We start from the raw sequence: 20,685 nt of genomic DNA, 5'->3' as shown, positions 1-20,685 counted from the left end.
CACGAACCGGAGGGGCGAGCGCGCATGGAGTTCCGGCAGTCGAGCAAGCTGAGCGAGGTCTGCTACGAGATCCGCGGCCCGGTGATCGAGCACGCCAACGCGCTGGAGGAGGCGGGCCACAGCGTGCTGCGCCTGAACACCGGCAACCCGGCCCTGTTCGGCTTCGAGGCGCCGGAGGAGATCCTCCAGGACATGATCCGGATGCTCCCGCAGGCGCACGGCTACACCGACTCCCGCGGCGTCCTCTCCGCCCGCCGCGCGGTCGCCCAGCGCTACCAGACCCTGGGCCTGGAGGTGGACGTCGACGACGTGTTCCTCGGCAACGGCGTCTCGGAGCTGGTGTCGATGGCCGTCCAGGCGCTCCTGGAGGACGGCGACGAGGTGCTGATCCCCGCCCCCGACTTCCCCCTCTGGACGGCGGTGACGACCCTCGCGGGCGGCAGGGCGGTGCACTACCTCTGCGACGAGCAGGCGGAGTGGTACCCGGACCTGGCCGACATGGAGTCGAAGATCACCGACCGCACCCGGGCGGTGGTCATCATCAACCCCAACAACCCCACCGGCGCGGTCTATCCGAAGGAGGTCGTCGAGGGCATCCTCGACCTGGCCCGCAGGCACGGCCTGATGGTCCTCGCCGACGAGATCTACGACCAGATCCTCTACGACGACGCGGTCCACCACTCCGCCGCCGCCCTCGCCCCCGACCTGGTCGTCCTCACCTTCTGCGGCCTGTCGAAGACCTACCGGGTGGCGGGCTTCCGCTCCGGCTGGCTGGTGGTGACCGGCCCCAAGCAGCACGCCCGCGACTACCTGGAGGGCCTCACGATGCTGGCCTCCATGCGCCTGTGCGCCAACGCCCCCGCCCAGTACGCCATCCAGGCCGCGCTCGGCGGCCGCCAGTCCATCCGCGACCTGACGGCACCGGGCGGCCGACTGCACGAGCAGCGGAACGTGGCGTGGGAGAAGCTGAACGAGATCCCGGGCGTGTCCTGCGTCCGCCCCAAGGGCGCCCTGTACGCCTTCCCGCGCCTGGACCCGAAAATCCACAAGATCCACGACGACGAGAAGTTCGTACTCGACCTGCTGTTGCAGGAGAAGATCCAGGTGGTCCAGGGCACCGGCTTCAACTGGCCCACCCCCGACCACTTCCGCATCCTCACCCTCCCCCACGCGGACGACCTGGAGGCGGCGATCGGCCGGATCGGCCGCTTCCTGAGCGGGTACCGGCAGTAGGGGGAGGCCGCGGCACCGCCCCGGTTAGCCTGTGCCCCATGGCTGATCTTTTTCTCGTGCGGCACGGGGAGACCGAGTGGTCGCGGTCCGGGCGGCACACCGGGATGACGGACGTTCCGCTGACCGAGCGGGGGCGGGCGGAGGCGCGGGGGCTGGTGCCGTTGATCAGGTCGCACCGGATCGGGGCGGCGTTCGTGAGCCCCTCGCAGCGGACCCGGGAGACGGCCGAGCTGATCGGGCTGACGGACGTGCGCATCGACTCGGACCTGCACGAGTGGGACTACGGCGCCTACGAGGGGATCACCACCGTCGAGATCCAGCGGGAGCGGCCCGGGTGGTTCCTGTTCACCGACGGGGTGGCGGCCGGGCCGCCGGAGCGTCCCGGGGAGAGCCCGAAGGAGGTCGGGGAGCGGGCCGACCGGGTGCTGGGCAAGGTGGACGCGGCACTCGCCAACACCGAGGGGTGCGTGGTGCTCGTGGCGCACGGGCACTTCCTGCGGGTGCTGACCGCGCGGTGGCTCGGGCTGCCGCCCTCGGACGGGGCGCTGTTCCAGCTCGCGACCGGGACGGTGTGCCGGTTGAGCACCGAGCACGGGCGGCCGGTGATCGCCGCGTGGAATGTCAGACCGGGGTCGTAGCCTTCGGGGCAGGGGGTGACCACCGCCGGGGAGGAGGAGTACGCCGTGACACGTCCGCCGACCGCCGCCCAGCGGCGGGTGATCGACGCCGCCGACCCGGTCACCGGGCGCCTGCGCGGGGGTACGGCGGCGCAGCTCGCGGCGCTGGTCAGGCTCGGGCTCGCCTTCCGGCATCCGCGGCCACCCCACGACCACTTCCTGACCCCGGCCGGGCATCGGGTGCGGGAGGGGATGGTCGAAGAGGCGGCGCCCGCTGAAGTCGTCGAAACCAGCGGGGTGTTCGCCGCCCGGGTCGGCGGTGAGGAGGGTGTCTTCGGGGCCGGGCGGGCTCGGGAGGTGCGCGGTGCCTGGGAAGGGCTCGTCGAGCTGCGCCGGATGACCAACCCCGACGGGGCGACCGACCGGCCCTGCGGATGGGAGCGTACGCATCTGGTGCGGGCCGTCGCGCTCGCCCTGGAGGCCGCCGGGCACCGGCCCGCCGGGGCGGACGGCGCTGAGGGCGACGGAGGTGGTTACCGGGTGCGAGGGACGCCGCAGCCCGAGGCCGTCGCCGTGTACGAGACGGACGTCACGGCGTTGCGGGCGTGTGCGGCGACGCTGGAGGGGGCGGGCTGGCAGACCAGCGAGCACACCGAGCCTCGTACACGCGCTCGGTTTCTGCTGGCTTCCCCGCGCCGGGCCTGACCGGCGTGCCAAGATCGGTGCAGAGAGCACCGATGGCGAGAACGCACGAAGGGGAAGTCGTGAGCGAGCCGTTTTCCGTACCGGTCACCGTGCGCGGGTACGAGACCGACGTCCAGGGCCACCTCAACCAGGCCGTGTACCTCAACTACGCCGAGCACGCCCGCTGGTCGCTGCTCCAGGCGGCCGGGATCAGCCAGAGCGGGCTGGTCGGCAGGGGCGTCGGACCCGTCGCCCTGGAGACCACCATCCGCTACCGGCGGGAACTCCTCGCCGGTGACGAGGTCGACGTGACCTGCGCCTTCGAGTGGAGCGGCGGCAAGACGTTCCGGATCGAGCAGCGGATCGTCAAGGCGGACGGCACCGTCGCGGCCGAGGTGTCGGCCGTCGGGGGGCTGATGGACCTCACGGCGCGGAAGCTGGTCGCCGATCCGCAGGGGTACTTCAAGGAACTGGCGACCGATCCCACCCTGTTCGGGCTCTGACCGGCTCGCGCGGCAGGCTGACCGTCACCGTCAGACCACCGCCCTCCCGGGGCGCCGCGCTCACCTCACCCCCGTGGGCGCGGGCGATGGCCCGCACGATGGACAGGCCGAGGCCCGCGCCCTTCCCGGTGACCACCCGCTCGGCGCCCAGACGGCGGAACGGCTCGAACAGCGCGGGCACCTCGTACGGCGCCACCTGCGGGCCCGTGTTGCTGACCGCCAGCTCCACCCGGTCGGCGTCCGGGACGTCGCGGCACACCACCCGCACCCAGGAACCCGCGCCCTCCCCACTGTTGTGCCGGACGCCGTTCTCGACGAGGTTGTGCACCAGCCGTTCCAGCAGCAGCGCGTCCCCCAGCGTCGGCGCCTCCGCCGTCTCCGCGCGGACGTCGACCCCCGCCCCGGCCGCCTCCGGCGCCGTCTGGTCGACGACGTGCGCCACCACGTCGGCCAGGTCCACCGGCAGCCGCTCCGCGACCTCGTGCTCCGAGCGCGCCAGCAGCAACAGCCCGCCGATCAGCCGTTCATGGCGGGCGTTGATCTCCAACAGGCTCTCCCCGAGCTGCCGTACGTCCGCGGAGGCGGCCGGGCGGTGCATGGCCATCTCCACGAGGGCGCGGCCCAGCGTCAGCGGGGTGCGCAGTTCGTGGGAGGCGTTGGCGACGAACCGGCGCTGCCCGTCGAAGGAGCGGTCGAGGCGCTCCACCATGGTGTCGAAGGTGTCCGCGAGGTCCTTCACCTCGTCGTCGGGGCCGCGCAGCGCGATCCGTTCGTGCAGTCCGCGGTCGGCGGCCGGGGCGCTCGCGATCCGGCGGGCGGTGTCCGTGACCCGGTGCAGTGGCGCGAGGACCCGCCCGGCGAGCGCCCAGCCGAGGACGGCCGCCGCGCAGCCGACGACGCCGAGCGCGATGCCGCCCTGGGTGAGCAGGGAGGTGGTGGCCTCGTCCTGCCAGCGCTCGCGCTGCGCCTCCATCCACTCGTCCAGGTCGGCGCCGGGCGGCGGGGTGCTCAGGCCCCGTCCCGCGCCGACCAGGGTGCGGGTCTCGTCGACCGGGTCACCGGAGGCGCTCGGCTCCGCGGGCATCCGGGACACCACCTTGGTGCCCTGTCCGCCCAGTTGCTGCCCGAGCAGGGCGTAGGTGACGCCGAGCAGCAGCACGCCGCCGACGAGGAACAGCCCGCCGTAGGTGAGGGTGAGACGGGCCCGCAGGGTCATCCGGCGCGGCGGGAGGCGCGGAAGGCGTACCGGGCGGCTCCGGGGGTGCGGGCGGCTCCGGGGGTGCGGGCGGCTCATGGGATGCGGTACCCGACGCCGGTGACCGTCTCCACCACGGGCGGATCGCCCAGCTTGCGGCGGAGTTTGAGGACGGCGAGGCGTACGGCGCCGGTGAACGGGTCGGCGTTCTCGTCCCACGCCTTCTCCAGCAACTGCTCCGCCGAGACGGCGGCCCCGTCCGCCCGTAGCAGTTCCGCCAGCACCGCGAACTCCTTGCGCGACAGCGGCACGTAGCGGCTGCCCCGGAAGACCTCGCCGCGGGCCGGGTCGAGGGTGATGCCCGCCCTGCGCAGCACCGGCGGCGCGGCGGGCCGGGAGCGGCGGCCCAAGGCCAGCACACGGGCGGCCAGTTCGGGGAACGCGAACGGCTTGACCAGGTAGTCGTCGGCGCCCAGGGCCAGCCCCCCGACCCGGTCGGTGACCTCGGCGGCGGCCGTCAGCATCAGCACCCGGGTGGCACACCCCGCGGCGACGAGTTCCCGGCAGACGTCGTCGCCGTGCACGACCGGCAGGTCCCGGTCCAGGACGACCACGTCGTAGTCGACGACGCCGACCCGCTCCAGGGCCGCGGCACCGTCGTACGCGAGGTCCACGGCGTGCGCCTGGCCGCGCAGCCACTCCGCGATCGTGTCGGCGAGCATCCGTTCGTCCTCGACCACCAGGACCCGCATCCGGGCCACCTCTCCGTGAAGCGCCGGACGGGCCCCGGCGGTTGGGCTATGCGCAGGGTGCCGTACGGGCCGTTTCCGGGGCGTAAGCGCAGGCTGTGCGGCAGCCGGGCGTCGGCTGTGGAAACGCCGGGGAAACGACCGGCCCGCTTCGCTTCCTGCCATAGATCGCAACACGATCCCGACACGAGGAGAACGGTGATGCGGATACGGACCGGTGGTGCCCGCGCGGCGCTGCCCGCGGCGCTGCTGCTGGCGCTGACGCTGGCCGTGGGCGGCTGCGGCTCGGACGACGGCGGCACGGACGCCGCCGACATCGCGGCCGGGGCGCGGGACCAGGACGAGCGGGCGGTGAAGTTCGCCGAGTGCCTGCGCGAGCACGGCGTGGAGGTGGAGGACCCCGGCCAGGGCGGCGGGCTGCGCATCAGGGGCCAGTTGCCGAAGTCGGAGGTCGACGCGGCGATGGAGGCGTGCCGGAAGTACAGCCCGATGCAGGAGGGGGGAACTCCGGACCCCGAGGTCGAGGAGAAGATGCGGAAGATGTCGCAGTGTATGCGCGACCACGGCGTGGAGGACTTCCCCGACCCGGAGCCCGGCCGGGGCATCCAGATCGACCAGGGCATCGCGGAGGACCCCGACTTCGAGAAGGCGCAGCAGGCGTGCGAGAAGTACGGCCCCCAGGGCGGCACCAGGTCCAGCGATGGCTGAGGCGGCGGCCGTGACCAACGAGGAGACAGAAACCGGAACCGGAGCCGAGACCGTAGCTGACTCGCAGGCCGTCCACGGCGACCAGCCCGAGCGCGAACCCGCCCCCGCCCCCGGCCCCCGGCGCCGCCGCACCCGGCGCGTGCTCGTCGCCCTCGGCGTACTGGCCGCCGTCGGCGGCGCCGCCGCGGCCGGGGTCGGCCTCCGCGACGGCGGCGGCTCCGGCGAACGGGCGGACGGCGGTTTGCCGCCCGCCACCGCGAAGGTGACCCGGCAGACCCTCCAGGACAGCCACACCGCCGACGGCGAACTGGGCTACGGCACCTCCACCACCGCCACCGGCCGCGTCCCCGGCACGGTCACCTGGCTGCCGGACTCCGGTGAGCGCGTCACCCGCGGCGAGGCCCTGTACCGGGTGGACGACGAACCGGTCGTCCTGCTGTACGGCACGGTCCCGGCGTACCGGGAACTGCGCCCCGGCACGGAGGGCCGGGACGTGCGGCAACTGGAGGGCAACCTCAAGGCCCTCGGCCACGACGGGTTCACCGTCGACGACACCTACACGGAGGCCACCGCGGCGGCGGTACGGCAGTGGCAGGCGGACCTGGGCCTTGCGGAGACCGGCACCGTCGCGCCGCAGCGGGTGGTGTTCGCCCCGGCCGCGGTACGCGTGGACGCCCTGGAGACGGAGGAGGGCGCCGCCACGGGCCCCGGCCAGCGGGTGCTGTCGTACACCGCCACCGCGCAGGCCGTCACCGTCGAACTGGACACCGCGGACCGCAGGCTGGCCGAGACCGGCGCGAAGGTGTCCGTGGAGCTGCCGGACGGCACCCGGGTGGACGGCAGGATCTCCGAGGTCAGCACCGAGGTGGACGCGGGCAACGGCGGCGACGCGGAGCCCACCACCAAGGTGAGGGTGCTGGTCGCGCTGGACGGGGCGAAGGCCCGTGCGGCGGCGGAGTCGTACGTGCTGGCGTCGGTCGACGTGTCGTTCACGGCCGGGGAGCGCGAGGACGTGCTGACGGTCCCGGTGGCCGCGCTGGTGGCGCTGCCGGAGGGCGGCTTCGGCGTGGAGGTGGTCGACGAGGGCGGCGGCGGGACGTCGTACGTCCCCGTACGGACGGGGCTGTTCGCGGGCGGCCGGGTGGAGATCAGCGGTGCGGGGATCGCCGAGGGTACGACGGTGGGGATGCCCGGATGATCGAGCTGACCGACGTCACCAAGGTCTACCCGGGCGGGGTGACCGCGCTCGCCGGGGTCTCGCTGACCGTGGCGCGCGGCGAACTCGTCGCCGTGGTCGGGCCGTCCGGGTCCGGCAAGTCGACCATGCTGAACATGCTGGGCACGCTGGACCTGCCCAGTTCGGGCCGGGTGCGCGTCGACGGGTACGACGCCGGGTCGCTGCCGGACGCGCGGCTGTCGGCGCTGCGGGCGCGGCGGATCGGGTTCGTGTTCCAGCAGTTCCACCTGGCGGCCGGGGCGTCCGCGCTGACCAACGTGGCCGACGGGCTGCTGTACTCCGGGCTGCGCCCGGCCGAGCGGCGGGCCCGCGCGGCGGTGGCGCTGCGCCGGGTCGGCCTCGGGCACCGGATGCGGCACCGCCCGCACCAGTTGTCGGGCGGCGAACGGCAGCGGGTCGCGGTCGCCCGCGCGGTGGCCGGTGAGCCCCCGCTGCTGCTGGCGGACGAGCCGACCGGGGCGCTGGACTCGGCGTCCGGGGCCGGGGTGATGGCGCTGCTGCGGGAGCTGAACGCCTCCGGCACGACGGTCGTGATCATCACCCACGACCAGGAGATCGCCGCGTCCCTGCCCCGCCAGGTACGGATGCGGGACGGGCGGATCGTGAAGGACACAGGGGACACCGGGGGCTCACGGCACACGCCCCCCGTCGCGACGGGAGCGGCACGATGACGGCGACGGCGGTACCGGTACCGGATCGGGAGGTGCTGCGCCCCGCCCGCCTGCGCCCCGCCGACATGGTCCGTGTCGGCGCGGTGGGCCTGCGGACCCGGCCGCTGCGGGCGTTCCTGTCGGCGCTGGGCATCGCGATCGGCATCGCGGCGATGGTCGCGGTGGTCGGCATCTCGTCGTCGTCGCGCGCCGATCTGGACCGGGCGCTGGCCGCCCTGGGCACCAACCTGCTCACCGTGGGCCCCGGGTCCACGCTGACCGGCGGCCAGTCCCAACTGCCGTCACCGGCCGAGCGGATGGTCGCCGGGATCGACGGGGTGGAGTCGGTGTCGGCGGTGGGCCGGATCCCGGACGCCAAGGTGTACCGCAACGACCGCATCCCCGAGGTGCAGACGAACGGCCTCGCCACCTACGCCGCCCGCACCTCCCTGCGGTCCACGGTCGGCGCCGAACTGGCCGACGGGACCTGGCTGAACGCGGCGACCGCCCGCTACCCGGCGGTGGTGCTGGGCGCGGCGGCGGCCGAGCGGCTGGGCGTCGGGCACGCGGGCCAGGACACGCAGGTGCTGGTGGGGGGCCGCTGGTTCACGGTGGTCGGCATCCTGCAGCGGGCGCCGCTGGCACCGGAGCTGGACGCGGCGGCGCTGGTCGGCTGGCCGGTGGCGGCGCGGGAGCTGGGCTTCGACGAGCACGCCACGACGGTGTACACCCGTTCGACGGAGGCGAGCGTGGAGGCGGTCCGTGCGGTCCTCGCCGCCACCGCCAACCCCGAGGCGCCCAGCGAGGTGCAGGTCTCCCGCCCCTCGGACGCGCTGGCCGCGCGGCGGGCGACGGACGAGGCGTTCACGGGGCTGCTGCTGGGTCTTGGCGCGGTGGCGCTGCTGGTCGGCGGGGTGGGCGTGGCCAACACGATGGTGATCTCGGTCCTGGAGCGCCGCGCGGAGATCGGGCTGCGCCGTTCGCTGGGCGCGACCCGCGGTCAGATCCGCGGCCAGTTCCTCGCCGAGTCGCTGCTGCTGTCGGCGCTGGGCGGCCTCGGCGGCGCGGTCCTGGGCCTGGGGGTGACCACCGGGTACGCCCTCTACCAGGGCTGGCCGACGGCCGTCCCGCCGTGGGCGCTGGCGGGCGGGGTGGCGGCCACCCTGCTGATCGGCGGCCTGGCGGGCCTGTACCCGGCGATCCGCGCGGCCCGGCTGTCCCCCACGGAGGCACTGGCGACGCCGTGAGGTGGGGTGCGGGGCCGGAGCGGGTCCCGCACCCCCTGCCACTGCGCGGGTTCAGCGCACGCCCGCCAGGTCGTCGCCCGCCTCCATGGGGTGGGTGACGTCCTGGGCGTCGTGGCCGTCTCGGCCGAGGTGGTTGAAGACCAGGTTGAGCAGGACGGCGGCGACGCAGCCGGTGGAGATGCCGGAGTCCAGGACGATCCTCGCCGTCTCGGGGAAGGCGTGGTAGAACTCCGGCGCGGTGATCGGGATGATGCCGACGGCGAGGGAGACGGCGACGATCAGGACGTTGTTGTCCTTGTCGAGGCCCGCCCGGACCAGGGTCTGGATGCCGCTGGCCGCGACCGAGCCGAACAGTACGACGCCCGCGCCGCCGAGCACGGGGCGGGGGACGACGGCGATGAGGGACGCGGCCACGGGGCACAGGCCCATCAGCACCAGGAAGCCGCCGCCCACGGCGACGACGTACCGGCTGCGGATTCTCGTCATGGCGACCAGGCCGATGTTCTGCGCGAAGGCGCTGCACATGAAGCCGTTGAAGAGGGGGCTGACGGCGGAGCCGAGGGTGTCGGCGCGCAGTCCGGCCGCGATGGTCCGCTCGTCGGCGGGCCGGTCGACGATCTCGCCGAGCGCCAGCATGTCCGCGGTGGACTCGGTCATCGACACCACCATGACCACGCACATCGACACGATCGCCGCGACGTGGAACTGCGGGGCGCCGAAGTGGAACGGGGTGGGGAAGCCGATGACGTCCGCCTCCGCGACCGGGGTGAAGTCGGTGACGCCGAGCGGTACGGCGATGACCGTGCCGACGACCAGGCCCAGCAGGACGGCGATCTGCTTGACGAAGCCTCGGGTGAACCGGCGCAGCAGCAGGACGATCAGCAAAGTGGCGCCCGCGAGGCCCAGGTTGGTGGCCGAGCCGTAGTCGTCGGCGGTGGGGCTCGGGCCCTGCGCCCAGCCGAAGGCGACCGGCAGCAGGGAGACGCCGATGAGGGTGATGACCGTACCGGTGACGACGGGTGGGAAGAAGCGGACCGCCTTGCTGAAGAAGGGGGCCGCGAGGAAGCCCAGCAGGCCCGCGACGATGACCGCGCCGAAGATGACCGGCAGCGCGTCGTCCTTGTCGCCGGTGGAGTCGACGACGGCGAGCATCGGGGCGACCCCGGCGAAGGTGACGCCGTTGACGAAGGGCAGCCGGGCGCCGACGTTCCACACGCCGAGGGTCTGGAGGAAGGTGGCGAGGCCCGCGGTGAACAGGCAGGCGCCGGTGAGGAAGGTGAGTTCGGTGCCGGTCAGGCCGATGGCCGCGCCGACGATCAGGGGCGGGGCGACGACTCCGGCGTACATGGCGGCCACGTGTTGCAGGCCGGTCGTCGCCATCTTGAGGGCGGGGAGTTTCTCGTCGACGGGGTGGGCGGACACGGGCGGCTCCTCCGGTCGGTTGACGGCACGTCGGCTCTGACGTGGGTTTCAAGGAGGTGGTGCGCGGTCGTGCGGGACCGTGAAGAGGCGTGAAGAGGGGGGACGGGGAGCCGTCCCGGGGCGCGCGTGTGTCGACGCACGCCCCGGGGACGGCCGCCGTGGGCCCCGCTCGGGTCCACGGCCACCGGCCGGGAGCCGTCCCTCCCGGCCGGAGGTCTGCTACGGGTCAGTCCCGTGCGGCGATCCGCGCCAGCCGCCGCGCCTCGTCCCGGGTGGCGCGGGCGATCTCGTCCTCGTCGACGGTGAGCAGCCGTCCGTCCGCCACGATCTGCTCGCCGTTCACGAAGGACGCGGTGACCGGCGCCGCCGCGCCGAGGACCAGCGCGGTGACCGGGTCGGCGATGGAGGCGTGGGCGAGGGTGTCCAGCTTCCACAGCACCAGGTCGGCCAGCTTCCCGGGTTCGAGGGAGCCGGTCTCGGCGGCCCGGCCGAGGACCTGGGCGCCGCCGTACGTGCCGAGGCGCAGCGCCTGCCGGGCGGTGAGCGCGGCCTCCTTGTGGGCGCCGAGGCGGTTGATGAGGAGGGCGTTGCGCAGCTCGGTGTGGAGTTCGCCGGACTCGTTGGACGCGGTGCCGTCGACGCCGAGGCCGACCGGGACACCGGCGGCGAGCAGGTCGGGGACGCGGGCGATCCCGGCCGCGAGGCGGGCGTTGGAGGACGGGCAGTGGGCGACGCCGGTCCCCGTGCGGGCGAAGGCGGTGATGTCGGAGTCGTTCATGTGGACGCAGTGGGCCATCCACACGTCCTCGCCGAGCCAGCCGGTGGACTCGAAGTAGTCGGTCGGGCCCATCCCGAACAGCTCGTGGCAGAACTTCTCCTCCTCCACGGTCTCGCTGCCGTGGGTGTGCAGCCGTACGCCGAGGCGGCGGGCCAGCTCGGCGCCCTCGCGCATCAGTTCCGTCGAGACCGAGAAGGGTGAGCAGGGCGCCACCGCCACCTGGGTCATCGCGCCGAAGGAGGCGTCGTGGTGCCGCCTGACGGTCTCCTCGGTGGCGGCGAGGGCGTCGTCGAGGGCCTCGACGGCGAAGTCCGGGGGCAGTCCGCCGTCCTTCTCTCCGCGGTCCATGGAGCCGCGGGCGAGGGTGAAGCGTACGCCCGTCTCGTGGGCGGCGCGGATGATCGCGCCGGACAGGTCGCCGGAGCCGCGCGGATAGACGTAGTGGTGGTCCATGGCGGTGGTGACGCCGCCGCGGGCCATCATCGCGAGGGAGCCGCGGGCCGCCGCGTACACCATCGGCTCGTCGATGCGCGCCCAGGTCGGGTAGAGGGCGACCAGCCAGTCGAAGAGGTTGTGGTCGGTGGCCAGGCCCCGGGTGATCCACTGGTAGTAGTGGTGGTGGGTGTTGACCAGGCCGGGGGTCAGGAGATGGCCGGTGGCGTCGATGCGGCGTACGACGTTCTCCAGGCCCTCGGGGGCGCGGCCCGGGCCGAGCGACTCGACGCGGTTGCCCGCGATGACCAGGTACCCGTCGGGGTACTCGGTGTCGCTCGCGTCGACGGTCGCGATCGCGCAGTTCTCGATGACGATGCGCCGGTCTGCTGCCATGGGGTTCGTCCTCTGGGGTTGGTTCACAGGTTGGTGAGGTCCGCCGGTATGCGCGCCTCGCAGCCGTCCCGCAGGACGGTGCCCTCGATCAGGCCGTAGGGCCGGTCGGCGGCGTAATACACCTCGTTGTCGTTCTTAAGTCCGAACGGCTCCAGATCCACCAGGAAGTGATGCTTGTTCGGGAGGGAGAACCGCACCTCGTCGATCTCCTCGCGGTTGTCGATGATCCGGGTGCCCATTTGATAGAGCGTCTGCTGGAGGGAGAGCGAGTAGGTCTCGGCGAAGGCGTGCAGCAGGTGCCGCCGCGTCTCGTCGTAGGAGGTGTCCCAGTCGGGCGCCTGCTGGGCGTCGTCGCTCCAGTGGTACCGCCAGCGGGCGGAGACCTCGGTGGCCAGGATGCGGTCGTACGCCTCCTTCAGGGTCGTGTACTTGTCCTTGACGTAGCCCCAGAACTCGGAGTCGGTGGAGTTCAAGACCACCAGGTCCTTCAGCCCGGAGACGACCTCCCAGGACGAGCCGTCATAGGTGACCTGGGTGAGCCGGGTCTCCTGGCCCTTGCGGACGAAGGAGTGCGCGCCCCTGGCGCCGGGGGCCTCGATCCGCTCCCAGGCGTACTCCTCGATCCGGACACGGGCGCGGTGGATGGGCTCCTGGCTGGTGACGAAGTGCCGGGCGAGGTGGATGCCGAACTGCTCGGCGGAGTCGACGCCGTGCTCCTTGGCGAACGCGTACACCGTGTTCTTGGTGGTGTCGGTCGGCAGGACGTTGGTGTTGGAGCCGGAGTAGTGGACGTCGTCCATGTCGCCGCTCAGCGACACCGACACGTTCAGGTCCTTGATGTGGTGCGTGGCGCCGTCCCGCGTGATCTTCACGACGCGGTTCTCCGCCTTGCCGTACTGGTTCTGGCCGAGAATCGTGGGCATAGAGCTAGCTCCCTCGGTAAACGGAGTAGCCGAACGGGTTGAGCAGCAGCGGTACGTGGTAGTGCTCGCCGGGCACGACGGCGAAGGTGATCGCCACCTCCGGGAAGAACACTCCAGGGCCGCTGTCCCGATTCGCGGGGGCGTCCTGCTGCGCATCGGCTTGGGCTTGGAAGTACGGCTCCACCGCGAAGTCGAGCCGTACGTGGGTGGTGCCCTCCGGCAGCGCCGGGAGGTCCTTGCAGCGGCCGTCCGCGTCGGTCGCGGAGCCGCCGAGCGCCCGCCACCGCGCGTCGCGTCCGGCGCGGGCCGCGAGGTGGACGGCGACGCCCCGGGCGGGGCGGCCGACGCTGGTGTCCAGGATGTGCGTGGACACGGAGGCGGTGGTGATGGGGCTGTCGCTGGTGCTGGTGCTGGGGCTGGGGCTCATGGGGGTCAGTCCTCCGCGGGGTCGTCGACGAGCCGGGCCAGGCGAATGCGGTTGATCTTGCCCAGTTCCGTGCGGACGATCTCGCGTTCCCGCTCCGGCGGGTTGCCGAGCCGGTCCCGGAGCGCGTCGCGCATCTCCTCGCCGGTGCGGCCGGTGGCGCAGATGAGGAAGACATGGCCGAACCTCTCCTGGTAGGCCAGGTTCAGCTCCAGCATCTCCGCCCTCAGCGCCTCGGAGGCGCCCGCCATGCCGCGCTGTTCGCGCGCCGAGGTGGGGTCGCCGGGCTTGGGGCGGCCGATCGGGGGGTGTCCGGCCATGGCCTCGTCGAGGTCGGCGGGGGTCAGCCCGGCCATGGCGGCGTCGCTGGCGGCGTACAGGTCCGCGGGGGTGGGGTAGGGGCGGGCGGCCAGCAGCCGCTTCGCCCAGGCGCGGGAGGCGCACGCGTCGAGGAGGGCGGCGAGGGCGGTGTGGTCCTCGCTGGCGTTGAATCGGGCCAGGCCCGGCGGCGTGGAAGTGGACGTCACGGGAGCCTCCGTGGCCTTGTGTCGAACGGGCTGCGGATAGCTAACGCGCTCGACAGAACGCCGTCAACAGTTTGTTGAAAATTCCGGGTTACGGAATCCGGGCTACGGAACCCGGTTTACGACGCCCCCTTCTCCCGGTTCAGGTAGTTGTAGACGGTGAAGCGGCTGACGCCCAGCGCGCTCGCCACGGTCTCCACGCCGTGCCGCACGGAGAAGGCGCCGCGCGCCTCCAGCACCCGGACGACCTCCTGCTTGGCCTTGCGGTCCAGTTCGGCGAGCGGCTTGCCCTTCTTGCGCTCCATGGCGGCCAGGATGTGGTCCAGGGAGTCGGCGAGCTGCGGCAGCCGTACGGCGACCACGTCGGCGCCCTCCCAGGCGAGGACGACGTCGTCGGGACCGGCCTCGTCGGGCGGGAGCAGCTCCCCGCCCATGGCGTCGACCAGCGGCTTCACGGCCGTGATGAAGGGCTCGTCACCGCTCACCGGTCACCCTCCCCGACCACGTTGACCTGGAGCGAGACACGGGTGGCGCCCGCCTCCAGCGTCCTGCGCAGCAGCGCGTCCACCGCCGCGAGCACCGCGTCCGCCCGCCCCTCGGCGGTGTTGCCGAACGGCCCGACGTCCACCGCGTCCAGGTCGGCACCCTCGACGACCTCCCGGGCGACCAGCGCGTGCGCGGGGGCCTCGTCGAGGTCGAAGGGCTCGGTCGTGAATTCCACTCTCAATCGCACGGTGCCCCCATGGCATCACTGTGACCTGGTGCAGCGCTGGTGTGCCCCAGCCGCTCCGACACGACCTTAACGGACTCCCCCGCAGCGACCGGCGCGGATGCGCGGGCGTGCCGGAGGGCGTGGCGGAAGGATCGCCCGTGAGTCCGGCAACTCTGGTGCCACGTCGGGACGTTGATGAATACTGAGGCTGAGGGTGCGCCCAGCGAGGGAGCCGTCTCGACGAGGCAGGAGCTCATGCGAAAAGCAAGGACGCTGTTCATGACGACCACCGCCATGGCAGCGCTGCTCGCCCTCTCCGGGTGCTCGGAGGACGAGCCGACCGCCGAGGCTTCCCCGTCCGGACTGGCTCGGTACACGGCCGCTCCCGACCCGGCCACTCCCACGCAGAGCTCTCCCGCGGCGACGGCGACCGCGGAGTGCGTGAAGACCGCCGGTATGAGCGCTGAGCGGCTGACCGGCTACTTGAAGGACCTGCGCGGCGGCAGCGGCGCCTACGGGAGCAAGGCTCTGACCCTGGACGCCTCCGGCCTCACCTTCACCCCGGAGGCGGTCGAGAGGCCCTGCGAGGCGGTCACGGTGAAGCTCGCCCACTACTGGGTCGACATCGAGAAGACCCGGGAGGCTACCGATGTCCGCCCGGCCAGCTACGAGTACCAGTACACGCTGATCAAGACGGCCTCGCACAAGGTCGGCCCCCACAACGGCACGGTCCCCCGGACGGCACCGCCAGCGGGCACCACTTGCCGGGGCACGGTTTCGGTGGCCTACCGGGGCGAGGACATTCCGCTGAAGGCCCTGCCGTACGAGCTGGAGCTGGTCGACACGACAGCCGCCGTCCCGGTCGAGGTGTCCGGGGACGGAGTTCTGTCCGCGGTCTACATCGCGCCCGGCAGCGTCGAGCCCTGCTGACGACCAACAGTCCCAGTAAGGACATTTACGCAGGTCAGGGCGGTTAAGCCTGCGCCCCGTGCCACTCAAGCCAACACTGCGGCACCCCCCTCTCAGGCGCACGCGCCCAACCCCCTCAGGCGCACGCGCCCAACCTCACGCGCGGTGAGGCGTTCCGCCATGCCCTCTTGACAAGGTCCTCGGCCCGACGGCAGCCTTCCAGTAAGCAGAAAGTCGCTTCCACAATGCGGAAGTACAGAAGCCGGTCTTACGGCTCGCCACGGAAGGGAGCGCCGAGCCCGATGGGATTCGCAGCGCAGCGCTTCAACGTCAACCTGTCGATCCTCTTCATGGAACTCCCGCTCCTGGAGCGCCCGGCGGCGGCAGCCGCGGCGGGCTTCACCGCGGTCGAGCTGTGGTGGCCCTGGGTCGACTCCCCCACCCCCGCGCGGTCCGAGCTGGCCGCCCTGAAGTCGTCCATCGAGGACGCGGGCGTCCAGCTCACCGGGCTGAACTTCTACGCCGGTCGGCTGCCGGTCCGGACCGCGGTGCCCTGTCGGTGCCGGGCGAGGAGTCGGAGCGGTTCCGCGCCAACGTGGACGTGGCCGCCGACTTCGCCGGGTCGCTGGGCTGCCGGGCGCTCAACGCGCTGTACGGCAACCGCGTCGACGGCGTCGACCCGGCCGAGCAGGACGCGCTGGCGCTGGAGAACCTCACGCTCGCCGCGCGGGCCGCCGACCGGATCGGCGCCGTCCTGCTGGTGGAGGCGCTGAACCGGCCCGAGTCACCGCGCTACCCGCTGGTGTCGGCACCGGCCGCCGTCGGGGTCGTCGACAAGGTCAACGAGGCGACGGGACTGGGCAACGCCCGCTTCCTGATGGACCTGTACCACCTCGCCATGAACGGCGAGGACCTGCCGAGGGTGATCGACGCGTACGCCGGGAAGACCGGGCACGTGCAGATCGCCGACAGCCCGGGCCGCGGCGCCCCCGGCACGGGTTCGCTCCCGCTGGCCGACCTGCTCGACCAGTTGGCCAAGGCCGGTTACGACGGCTGGGTGGGCCTGGAGTACAAGCCGGGCGATCGGCCCAGCGCCGAGTCCTTCGACTGGCTGCCCCGCTGACCCCTCCTCCCCTTCCTCCCCCTGGCTCCCCCTTCTTCCTCGTACGTATGTGAGAGGCACCCCTATGCGCACCCTTCCCAAGGTCGCCTGGATCGGCCTCGGCATCATGGGCTCCCCCATGTCCGAGAACCTGGTCAAGGCGGGCTACGACGTCACCGGGTACACCCTGGAGCGGGAGAAGCTCGACCGGCTCGCCGCCGCCGGGGGCACCGCCGCCGGTTCGATCGCCGAGGCCGTCCGGGACGCCGACGTGATCATCACGATGGTGCCCGCGTCACCGCAGGTCGAGGCCATCGCCTACGGCCCCGACGGCATCCTGGAGCACGCCAGGTCCGGCGCCCTGCTGATCGACATGTCCTCCATCACCCCGCAGACCTCCGTCGACCTCGCGAAGGCGGCGAAGGACAAGGGCATACGGGTGCTCGACGCCCCGGTGTCCGGCGGTGAGGCCGGGGCGATCGAGGCGGTGCTGTCCATCATGGTCGGCGGCGAGCAGGCCGACTTCGACGAGGCCCGGCCCCTCTTCGAGGCGCTCGGCAGGACCATCGTGCGGTGCGGGCCGCACGGCTCAGGACAGACCGTGAAGGCCGCCAACCAGCTCATCGTCGCCGTCAACCTCCAGGCGTGCGCGGAGGCCGTGGTCTTCCTGGAGAGGTCCGGCGTGGACCTGAAGGCCGCGCTGGACGTGCTGAACGGCGGGCTCGCGGGCTCCACCGTCCTCACCCGCAAGAAGGACAACTTCCTGAACCGTGACTTCACGCCGGGCTTCCGGATCGACCTGCACCACAAGGACATGGGCATCGTCACCGACGCCGCCCGCACCGTCGGCGCGGCCCTGCCCGTCGGCGCCGTGGTCGCCCAGCTCGTCGGCGCCCTGCGCGCCCAGGGCGACGGCGGCCTGGACCACTCCGCGCTGCTGCGCGCGGTCGAGCGCCTCTCCAGGGCGCGGGTCTGACGACCCCCGAGACCTCCGGGCGGCGCCGTTCGCTGACATCTGTCCTGTCGCGCCCAGGCGGCGGCGCCGCCCGGATTCCAAGAGGACTCCAGGGCTCCCTGGCTTCATGGCTCCCTGGCCTCATGACTCCCTGACCGCCCCCACCACCGGGCGACCCGGATGAGGGGTGACCGCCCGGCACGGCGGGGCGCGGCAGGGTGCGGACCGCGGCGGAGTGCGAGCCAGTGCGGTGGTGAAGGACCCGGGCCCTCTTCCCGACCTGAGGGAAGGGCGCTCGGGGCCGTCGTCTCCGCCGCGGTCCCGGTACGTCCCCCGACGTGCCCGGGGTGCGGAACCGCCGCGTCCGCAGGACGCTGAAGGCATGGCACACCCCACCCCGCATCCGCACATCGTGGTCCACTCCCCCGCCCTTGACGGCTCCCGCCGGGTCACCGCGGGCGACGAGACGCTGGGGATCGCCTCGCACGTCGACGACGTGAGCGAACTGCTGCGGCTGGCCGACCTGTACGTCACCGACGTGGAGGGCACCGACCTCATCGAGTGGCAGGGCGGCGGCCCGGACGACTGGCCGGGACTGTCCGAGCACCACGACGTGTGAGCGCGTCTACGGCACCGGTCGTACACCCGCTACGAAACCCTCAAATCAACCTCTGAATCCCGCCGCGGGGGGCTTCAACAGCCCCCCGCGGCGGGCATTCTGCCGTCACACGGGGCCCGCCGGCACGGGGGCGGCGGGCCCCGTCACGGGGGACGAGGTGAGGAAGGTGTACAGGGGAAACGAGGGGATCGCGGTCCGGGTGGGCCGACTGGCACCCCAGGAGATCGCACTGCTGCGGGGCGGCCCACGCGCCGCCGTCACCGTGGCGGTGCTGGCGCTGCACCTGCGCGGCGCCGTGATGCCGGAGGGGCCGGGCACGATGAGCGCCCGCGCCCTGGACGCGGAGGCCGGGCGGACACCGCTGGAGATCGCCGTGCACGGCGCCCTGCACCGGCCCAGCACTCCACGGGCGCTGGCCCGCCACCCTGAGGTGCGGCTGGCGGTGGCCCGGATGCGCATTCCGCTCGCGGAGGCGGGACTGCTGCGCTACCCGCTGCTCGGGCCCACCCGCGCCACCCGGCGCGCGGTGCGGGCGCTGGCCCGACGGCATCCGGTGCCGGTGACCCGGCGCGGGCTGGACGACCACGCCCGGCTGCTCGCGGTCGCCCTGCACGGCGAGGCGGCCTGGCAGGTGGTCGCCCCGCGGTTCGCGCTGCGGACGGGGCTGGTCTCCCGGGCCGAGGTGGCCGACAAGGGGATGCTGAAGCACTCCTCGCGCGGCGGCTTCGGCGACTTCGGGGACTTCGGCGACTGACACGGAAGGGGCGGCCCCCGAACCCGGGGGCCGCCCCTCACCTGTCCTGGTCCGTCAGACGTCAGACCTTCAAGGGCTTGACCGACGTCGGCGCGTGGCCGGGCTCCGTCGCCAGTTCCTCGAACTCGACGACGTCGCCGATGTCGTTGGTGACCGACATGGAGATGTTGGTGACGCGCTCCAGGATCGCCTCGACGACCACCGGCACCCGGTACTCGGCGGCGAGCTTCTTCGCCTGCTCGAAGGCCGCGCCCAGGTCGGCGGGGTCGGTGACCCGGATCGCCTTGCAGCCGAGGCCCTCCGCGACCTTGACGTGGTCGACGCCGTAGACGCCCAGCTCGGGCGAGTTGACGTTCTCGAACTCCAGGTTGACCTGGAAGTCGATGTCGAACGCCCGCTGCGCCTGCCGGATCAGGCCCAGGTAGGAGTTGTTCACCAGGACGTGCACATAGGGGATGCGGTGCTGGGCGCCGACGGCGAGTTCCTCGATCAGGAACTGGAAGTCGTAGTCGCCGGACAGGGCGACGACCAGCGTGTCCGGGTCGGCCGTGGCGACGCCGAGGGCGGCCGGGAGGGTCCAGCCGAGGGGGCCCGCCTGGCCGCAGTTGATCCAGTGCCGGGGCTTGTAGACGTGCAGCATCTGGGCGCCCGCGATCTGCGAGAGGCCGATCGTGGAGACGTACCGGGTGTCGGGGCCGAAGGCCTTGTTCATCTCCTCGTAGACGCGCTGGGGTTTGATCGGCACGTCGTCGAAGTGGGTACGGCGCTGGAGGCGGGCCCGCCTCTCCTGCGCGGCGGCGGCCCAGGCGGAGCGGTCGGGCAGCGCGCCGGACGCCTTCAGCTCCCGGGCGGCCTCGACGAAGAGCGTGAGGGCGGCCCTGGCGTCGGAGGCGATGCCGTAGTCCGGGGCGAAGATCCGGCCGATCTGGGTGGGTTCGACGTCGACGTGCACGAAGGTGCGCCCGGCGGTGTAGACGTCGAGCCTGCCGGTGTGGCGGTTGGCCCAGCGGTTGCCGATGCCGAGGACGAAGTCGGACTCCAGGAAGGTGGCGTTGCCGTAGCGGTGCGAGGTCTGGAGGCCGACCATGCCCGCGTTCAGCTCGTGGTCGTCGGGCAGGACGCCCCAGCCCATCAGGGTCGGCACCACCGGGGTGCCGGTCAGCTCGGCGAACTCCACCAGCAGGTCGGCCGCGTCGGCGTTGACGACGCCGCCGCCCGCGACGATCAGCGGGCGCTCGGCGGCGTTCAGCATCCCGATCGCCTTCTCGATCTGGGCGCGGGTCGCGGCGGGCCGGTAGACCGGCAGCGGCTCGTAGGTGTCGGGGTCGAACTCGATCTCGGTGAGCTGGACGTCGACGGGCAGGTCGATCAGGACCGGCCCGGGGCGCCCGGAGCGCATCAGGTGGAACGCCTGCTGGAAGACGCCGGGGACCTGCGCCGCCTCCAGCACGGTGACCGCCATCTTCGTGACGGGCCGGGCGATCGAGGCGATGTCGACGGCCTGGAAGTCCTCCTTGTGGATCACGGCGGTCGGGGCCTGGCCGGTGATGCACAGGATCGGGACGGAGTCACCGGTGGCCGAGTAGAGGCCGGTGATCATGTCGGTCCCGGCCGGGCCCGAGGTACCGACACAGACGCCGATGTTGCCGGCACGGGTCCGGGTGTAGCCCTCGGCCATGTGCGAGGCGCCCTCGACATGGCGGGCGAGGGTGTGACGGATCCCGCCGGACGCCTTCAGCGCCGCGTAGAACGGGTTGATCGCCGCGCCCGGCACCCCGAACGCGTCGCTGACGCCCTCCCGCTTGAGGATCTCGACTGCCGCGCGGGCAGCGGTCATACGAGCCATTGAGTACTCCTGCTTCGGCTGTCGGTTCGCACTCCCGTCGCGCCCCGCGGCGAGTACTTCCGTACT

22 protein-coding genes and 1 pseudogene are annotated in these 20,685 nt (G+C 72.7%); 13 read left to right on the top strand and 10 right to left on the bottom strand.

Annotated features, from left to right (window positions below; translation table 11 throughout):
- The first annotated feature begins 24 nt into the window (after positions 1 to 24).
- From ACFQZ6_RS28765 to ACFQZ6_RS28750, 4 genes are read left to right on the top strand one after another with little or no spacing between them, the layout of a single operon-like run.
- Positions 25 to 1,233 (top strand): pyridoxal phosphate-dependent aminotransferase, encoded by a 1,209-nt coding sequence (locus tag ACFQZ6_RS28765; protein ID WP_381614629.1) that lies wholly within the window; start codon positions 25 to 27, stop codon positions 1,231 to 1,233.
- 38 nt (positions 1,234 to 1,271) lie between these two features.
- Positions 1,272 to 1,871 carry a histidine phosphatase family protein gene (locus tag ACFQZ6_RS28760; RefSeq protein ID WP_381614626.1) on the top strand — a complete coding sequence of 200 codons (600 nt, stop codon included), beginning with the start codon at positions 1,272 to 1,274 and terminating at the stop codon, positions 1,869 to 1,871.
- Positions 1,872 to 1,916: 45 nt separating this feature from the next.
- A complete protein-coding gene (locus ACFQZ6_RS28755) occupies positions 1,917 to 2,555 on the top strand; it encodes a hypothetical protein (protein ID WP_381614623.1) in 639 nt (212 codons plus the stop codon).
- A 59-nt stretch (positions 2,556 to 2,614) separates the two neighbouring features.
- On the top strand, positions 2,615 to 3,037 hold the full coding sequence (locus ACFQZ6_RS28750) for an acyl-CoA thioesterase (protein WP_381614620.1): 423 nt from the start codon (positions 2,615 to 2,617) through the stop codon (positions 3,035 to 3,037).
- On the opposite strand, the gene ACFQZ6_RS28745 is transcribed toward ACFQZ6_RS28750, so the two are convergent.
- Together ACFQZ6_RS28745 and ACFQZ6_RS28740 are read right to left on the bottom strand one after the other, a co-directional pair.
- On the bottom strand, positions 2,997 to 4,331 hold the full coding sequence (locus tag ACFQZ6_RS28745) for a sensor histidine kinase (RefSeq protein ID WP_381614617.1): 1,335 nt from the start codon (positions 4,329 to 4,331) through the stop codon (positions 2,997 to 2,999). The genes ACFQZ6_RS28750 and ACFQZ6_RS28745 overlap by 41 nt on opposite strands.
- Positions 4,328 to 4,984, bottom strand: coding sequence for a response regulator transcription factor (locus ACFQZ6_RS28740; RefSeq protein ID WP_381614614.1), 657 nt, complete (start codon positions 4,982 to 4,984; stop codon positions 4,328 to 4,330). The genes ACFQZ6_RS28745 and ACFQZ6_RS28740 overlap by 4 nt, the downstream gene beginning before the upstream one ends.
- A 198-nt stretch (positions 4,985 to 5,182) precedes the next feature.
- On the opposite strand from ACFQZ6_RS28740, the gene ACFQZ6_RS28735 reads away from it, so the two are divergent.
- The 4 genes from ACFQZ6_RS28735 to ACFQZ6_RS28720 are packed head-to-tail and all read left to right on the top strand — an operon-like array spanning position 5,183 to position 8,823.
- On the top strand, positions 5,183 to 5,689 hold the full coding sequence (locus ACFQZ6_RS28735) for a hypothetical protein (RefSeq protein WP_381614611.1): 507 nt from the start codon (positions 5,183 to 5,185) through the stop codon (positions 5,687 to 5,689).
- The gene (locus ACFQZ6_RS28730) at positions 5,682 to 6,887 is read left to right on the top strand and encodes an efflux RND transporter periplasmic adaptor subunit (RefSeq protein ID WP_381614609.1); all 1,206 of its coding nucleotides are present in this window, start codon (positions 5,682 to 5,684) and stop codon (positions 6,885 to 6,887) included. Before ACFQZ6_RS28735 ends, ACFQZ6_RS28730 begins: the two co-directional genes overlap by 8 nt.
- On the top strand, positions 6,884 to 7,597 hold the full coding sequence (locus tag ACFQZ6_RS28725) for an ABC transporter ATP-binding protein (protein WP_381614606.1): 714 nt from the start codon (positions 6,884 to 6,886) through the stop codon (positions 7,595 to 7,597). Before ACFQZ6_RS28730 ends, ACFQZ6_RS28725 begins: the two co-directional genes overlap by 4 nt.
- Positions 7,594 to 8,823: an ABC transporter permease gene (locus ACFQZ6_RS28720; RefSeq protein WP_381614603.1), complete on the top strand. Its 1,230-nt coding sequence runs from the start codon at positions 7,594 to 7,596 to the stop codon at positions 8,821 to 8,823. The genes ACFQZ6_RS28725 and ACFQZ6_RS28720 overlap by 4 nt, the downstream gene beginning before the upstream one ends.
- Positions 8,824 to 8,874: 51 nt before the next feature.
- Here ACFQZ6_RS28720 and ACFQZ6_RS28715 read toward each other — a convergent pair whose 3' ends face one another.
- From ACFQZ6_RS28715 to ACFQZ6_RS28685, 7 genes are all read right to left on the bottom strand, one after another.
- Positions 8,875 to 10,245, bottom strand: a complete 1,371-nt coding sequence (locus ACFQZ6_RS28715; RefSeq protein ID WP_381614600.1) for a nucleobase:cation symporter-2 family protein — start codon at positions 10,243 to 10,245, stop codon at positions 8,875 to 8,877.
- A 226-nt stretch (positions 10,246 to 10,471) separates the two neighbouring features.
- The gene (locus ACFQZ6_RS28710) at positions 10,472 to 11,851 is read right to left on the bottom strand and encodes an 8-oxoguanine deaminase (RefSeq protein WP_381614597.1); all 1,380 of its coding nucleotides are present in this window, start codon (positions 11,849 to 11,851) and stop codon (positions 10,472 to 10,474) included.
- 23 nt (positions 11,852 to 11,874) lie between these two features.
- Positions 11,875 to 12,774 carry a factor-independent urate hydroxylase gene (pucL, locus tag ACFQZ6_RS28705; protein WP_381614595.1) on the bottom strand — a complete coding sequence of 300 codons (900 nt, stop codon included), beginning with the start codon at positions 12,772 to 12,774 and terminating at the stop codon, positions 11,875 to 11,877.
- A gap of 4 nt (positions 12,775 to 12,778) precedes the next feature.
- Positions 12,779 to 13,201, bottom strand: a complete 423-nt coding sequence (gene uraH / locus ACFQZ6_RS28700) for a hydroxyisourate hydrolase (RefSeq protein ID WP_381614592.1) — start codon at positions 13,199 to 13,201, stop codon at positions 12,779 to 12,781.
- 5 nt (positions 13,202 to 13,206) lie between these two features.
- A complete protein-coding gene (gene uraD, locus ACFQZ6_RS28695) occupies positions 13,207 to 13,725 on the bottom strand; it encodes a 2-oxo-4-hydroxy-4-carboxy-5-ureidoimidazoline decarboxylase (RefSeq protein WP_381614590.1) in 519 nt (172 codons plus the stop codon).
- A gap of 116 nt (positions 13,726 to 13,841) precedes the next feature.
- Positions 13,842 to 14,156, bottom strand: a complete 315-nt coding sequence (locus ACFQZ6_RS28690) for a helix-turn-helix domain-containing protein (protein WP_381618715.1) — start codon at positions 14,154 to 14,156, stop codon at positions 13,842 to 13,844.
- A gap of 47 nt (positions 14,157 to 14,203) precedes the next feature.
- Positions 14,204 to 14,455, bottom strand: a complete 252-nt coding sequence (locus ACFQZ6_RS28685; protein WP_381614587.1) for a hypothetical protein — start codon at positions 14,453 to 14,455, stop codon at positions 14,204 to 14,206.
- Between the two features lie 258 nt (positions 14,456 to 14,713).
- Here ACFQZ6_RS28685 and ACFQZ6_RS28680 point away from each other — a divergent pair, with 258 nt between their 5' ends.
- The 5 genes and pseudogenes from ACFQZ6_RS28680 to ACFQZ6_RS28660 all read left to right on the top strand — a co-directional run bounded on the left by ACFQZ6_RS28680 (position 14,714) and on the right by ACFQZ6_RS28660 (position 18,773).
- A complete protein-coding gene (locus ACFQZ6_RS28680) occupies positions 14,714 to 15,364 on the top strand; it encodes a hypothetical protein (RefSeq protein WP_381614584.1) in 651 nt (216 codons plus the stop codon).
- A gap of 281 nt (positions 15,365 to 15,645) precedes the next feature.
- A pseudogene (locus ACFQZ6_RS28675) lies at positions 15,646 to 16,466 on the top strand (TIM barrel protein).
- A gap of 64 nt (positions 16,467 to 16,530) precedes the next feature.
- A complete protein-coding gene (locus ACFQZ6_RS28670; protein ID WP_381614581.1) occupies positions 16,531 to 17,421 on the top strand; it encodes a 2-hydroxy-3-oxopropionate reductase in 891 nt (296 codons plus the stop codon).
- Between the two features lie 361 nt (positions 17,422 to 17,782).
- The gene (locus tag ACFQZ6_RS28665; protein ID WP_381614578.1) at positions 17,783 to 18,019 is read left to right on the top strand and encodes a hypothetical protein; all 237 of its coding nucleotides are present in this window, start codon (positions 17,783 to 17,785) and stop codon (positions 18,017 to 18,019) included.
- Between the two features lie 166 nt (positions 18,020 to 18,185).
- A complete protein-coding gene (locus ACFQZ6_RS28660) occupies positions 18,186 to 18,773 on the top strand; it encodes a TIGR04222 domain-containing membrane protein (protein WP_381614575.1) in 588 nt (195 codons plus the stop codon).
- A gap of 61 nt (positions 18,774 to 18,834) precedes the next feature.
- Here ACFQZ6_RS28660 and gcl read toward each other — a convergent pair whose 3' ends face one another.
- Positions 18,835 to 20,619 (bottom strand): glyoxylate carboligase, encoded by a 1,785-nt coding sequence (gcl, locus tag ACFQZ6_RS28655; RefSeq protein WP_381614572.1) that lies wholly within the window; start codon positions 20,617 to 20,619, stop codon positions 18,835 to 18,837.
- Between the last annotated feature and the right edge of the window lie 66 nt (positions 20,620 to 20,685).

It is taken from the genome of Streptomyces flavalbus (genome assembly GCF_042674625.1).
GTDB classification, from domain to species: Bacteria; Actinomycetota; Actinomycetes; order Streptomycetales; family Streptomycetaceae; genus Streptomyces; species Streptomyces flavalbus.
The sequence above is the reverse complement of the archived record's forward strand: the minus strand, read 5'-3'. Positions and strand labels throughout refer to the sequence as shown.

Bases quoted from the DNA above. Each gene is read 5' to 3' on its own strand.
- ACFQZ6_RS28720 (WP_381614603.1), top strand. From the start codon at position 7,594: ATGACGGCGACGGCGGTACCGGTACCGGATCGGGAGGTGCTGCGCCCC.
- ACFQZ6_RS28735 (WP_381614611.1), top strand. From the start codon at position 5,183: ATGCGGATACGGACCGGTGGTGCCCGCGCGGCGCTGCCCGCGGCGCTG.
- ACFQZ6_RS28710 (WP_381614597.1), bottom strand. From the start codon at position 11,851: ATGGCAGCAGACCGGCGCATCGTCATCGAGAACTGCGCGATCGCGACC.
- gcl (WP_381614572.1), bottom strand. From the start codon at position 20,619: ATGGCTCGTATGACCGCTGCCCGCGCGGCAGTCGAGATCCTCAAGCGG.
- ACFQZ6_RS28680 (WP_381614584.1), top strand. From the start codon at position 14,714: ATGACGACCACCGCCATGGCAGCGCTGCTCGCCCTCTCCGGGTGCTCG.
- ACFQZ6_RS28730 (WP_381614609.1), top strand. From the start codon at position 5,682: ATGGCTGAGGCGGCGGCCGTGACCAACGAGGAGACAGAAACCGGAACC.
- uraH (WP_381614592.1), bottom strand. From the start codon at position 13,201: ATGAGCCCCAGCCCCAGCACCAGCACCAGCGACAGCCCCATCACCACC.
- ACFQZ6_RS28725 (WP_381614606.1), top strand. From the start codon at position 6,884: ATGATCGAGCTGACCGACGTCACCAAGGTCTACCCGGGCGGGGTGACC.
- pucL (WP_381614595.1), bottom strand. From the start codon at position 12,774: ATGCCCACGATTCTCGGCCAGAACCAGTACGGCAAGGCGGAGAACCGC.
- ACFQZ6_RS28670 (WP_381614581.1), top strand. From the start codon at position 16,531: ATGCGCACCCTTCCCAAGGTCGCCTGGATCGGCCTCGGCATCATGGGC.
- ACFQZ6_RS28765 (WP_381614629.1), top strand. From the start codon at position 25: ATGGAGTTCCGGCAGTCGAGCAAGCTGAGCGAGGTCTGCTACGAGATC.
- ACFQZ6_RS28740 (WP_381614614.1), bottom strand. From the start codon at position 4,984: ATGCGGGTCCTGGTGGTCGAGGACGAACGGATGCTCGCCGACACGATC.
- ACFQZ6_RS28745 (WP_381614617.1), bottom strand. From the start codon at position 4,331: ATGAGCCGCCCGCACCCCCGGAGCCGCCCGCACCCCCGGAGCCGCCCG.
- ACFQZ6_RS28690 (WP_381618715.1), bottom strand. From the start codon at position 14,156: ATGGGCGGGGAGCTGCTCCCGCCCGACGAGGCCGGTCCCGACGACGTC.
- ACFQZ6_RS28760 (WP_381614626.1), top strand. From the start codon at position 1,272: ATGGCTGATCTTTTTCTCGTGCGGCACGGGGAGACCGAGTGGTCGCGG.
- ACFQZ6_RS28665 (WP_381614578.1), top strand. From the start codon at position 17,783: ATGGCACACCCCACCCCGCATCCGCACATCGTGGTCCACTCCCCCGCC.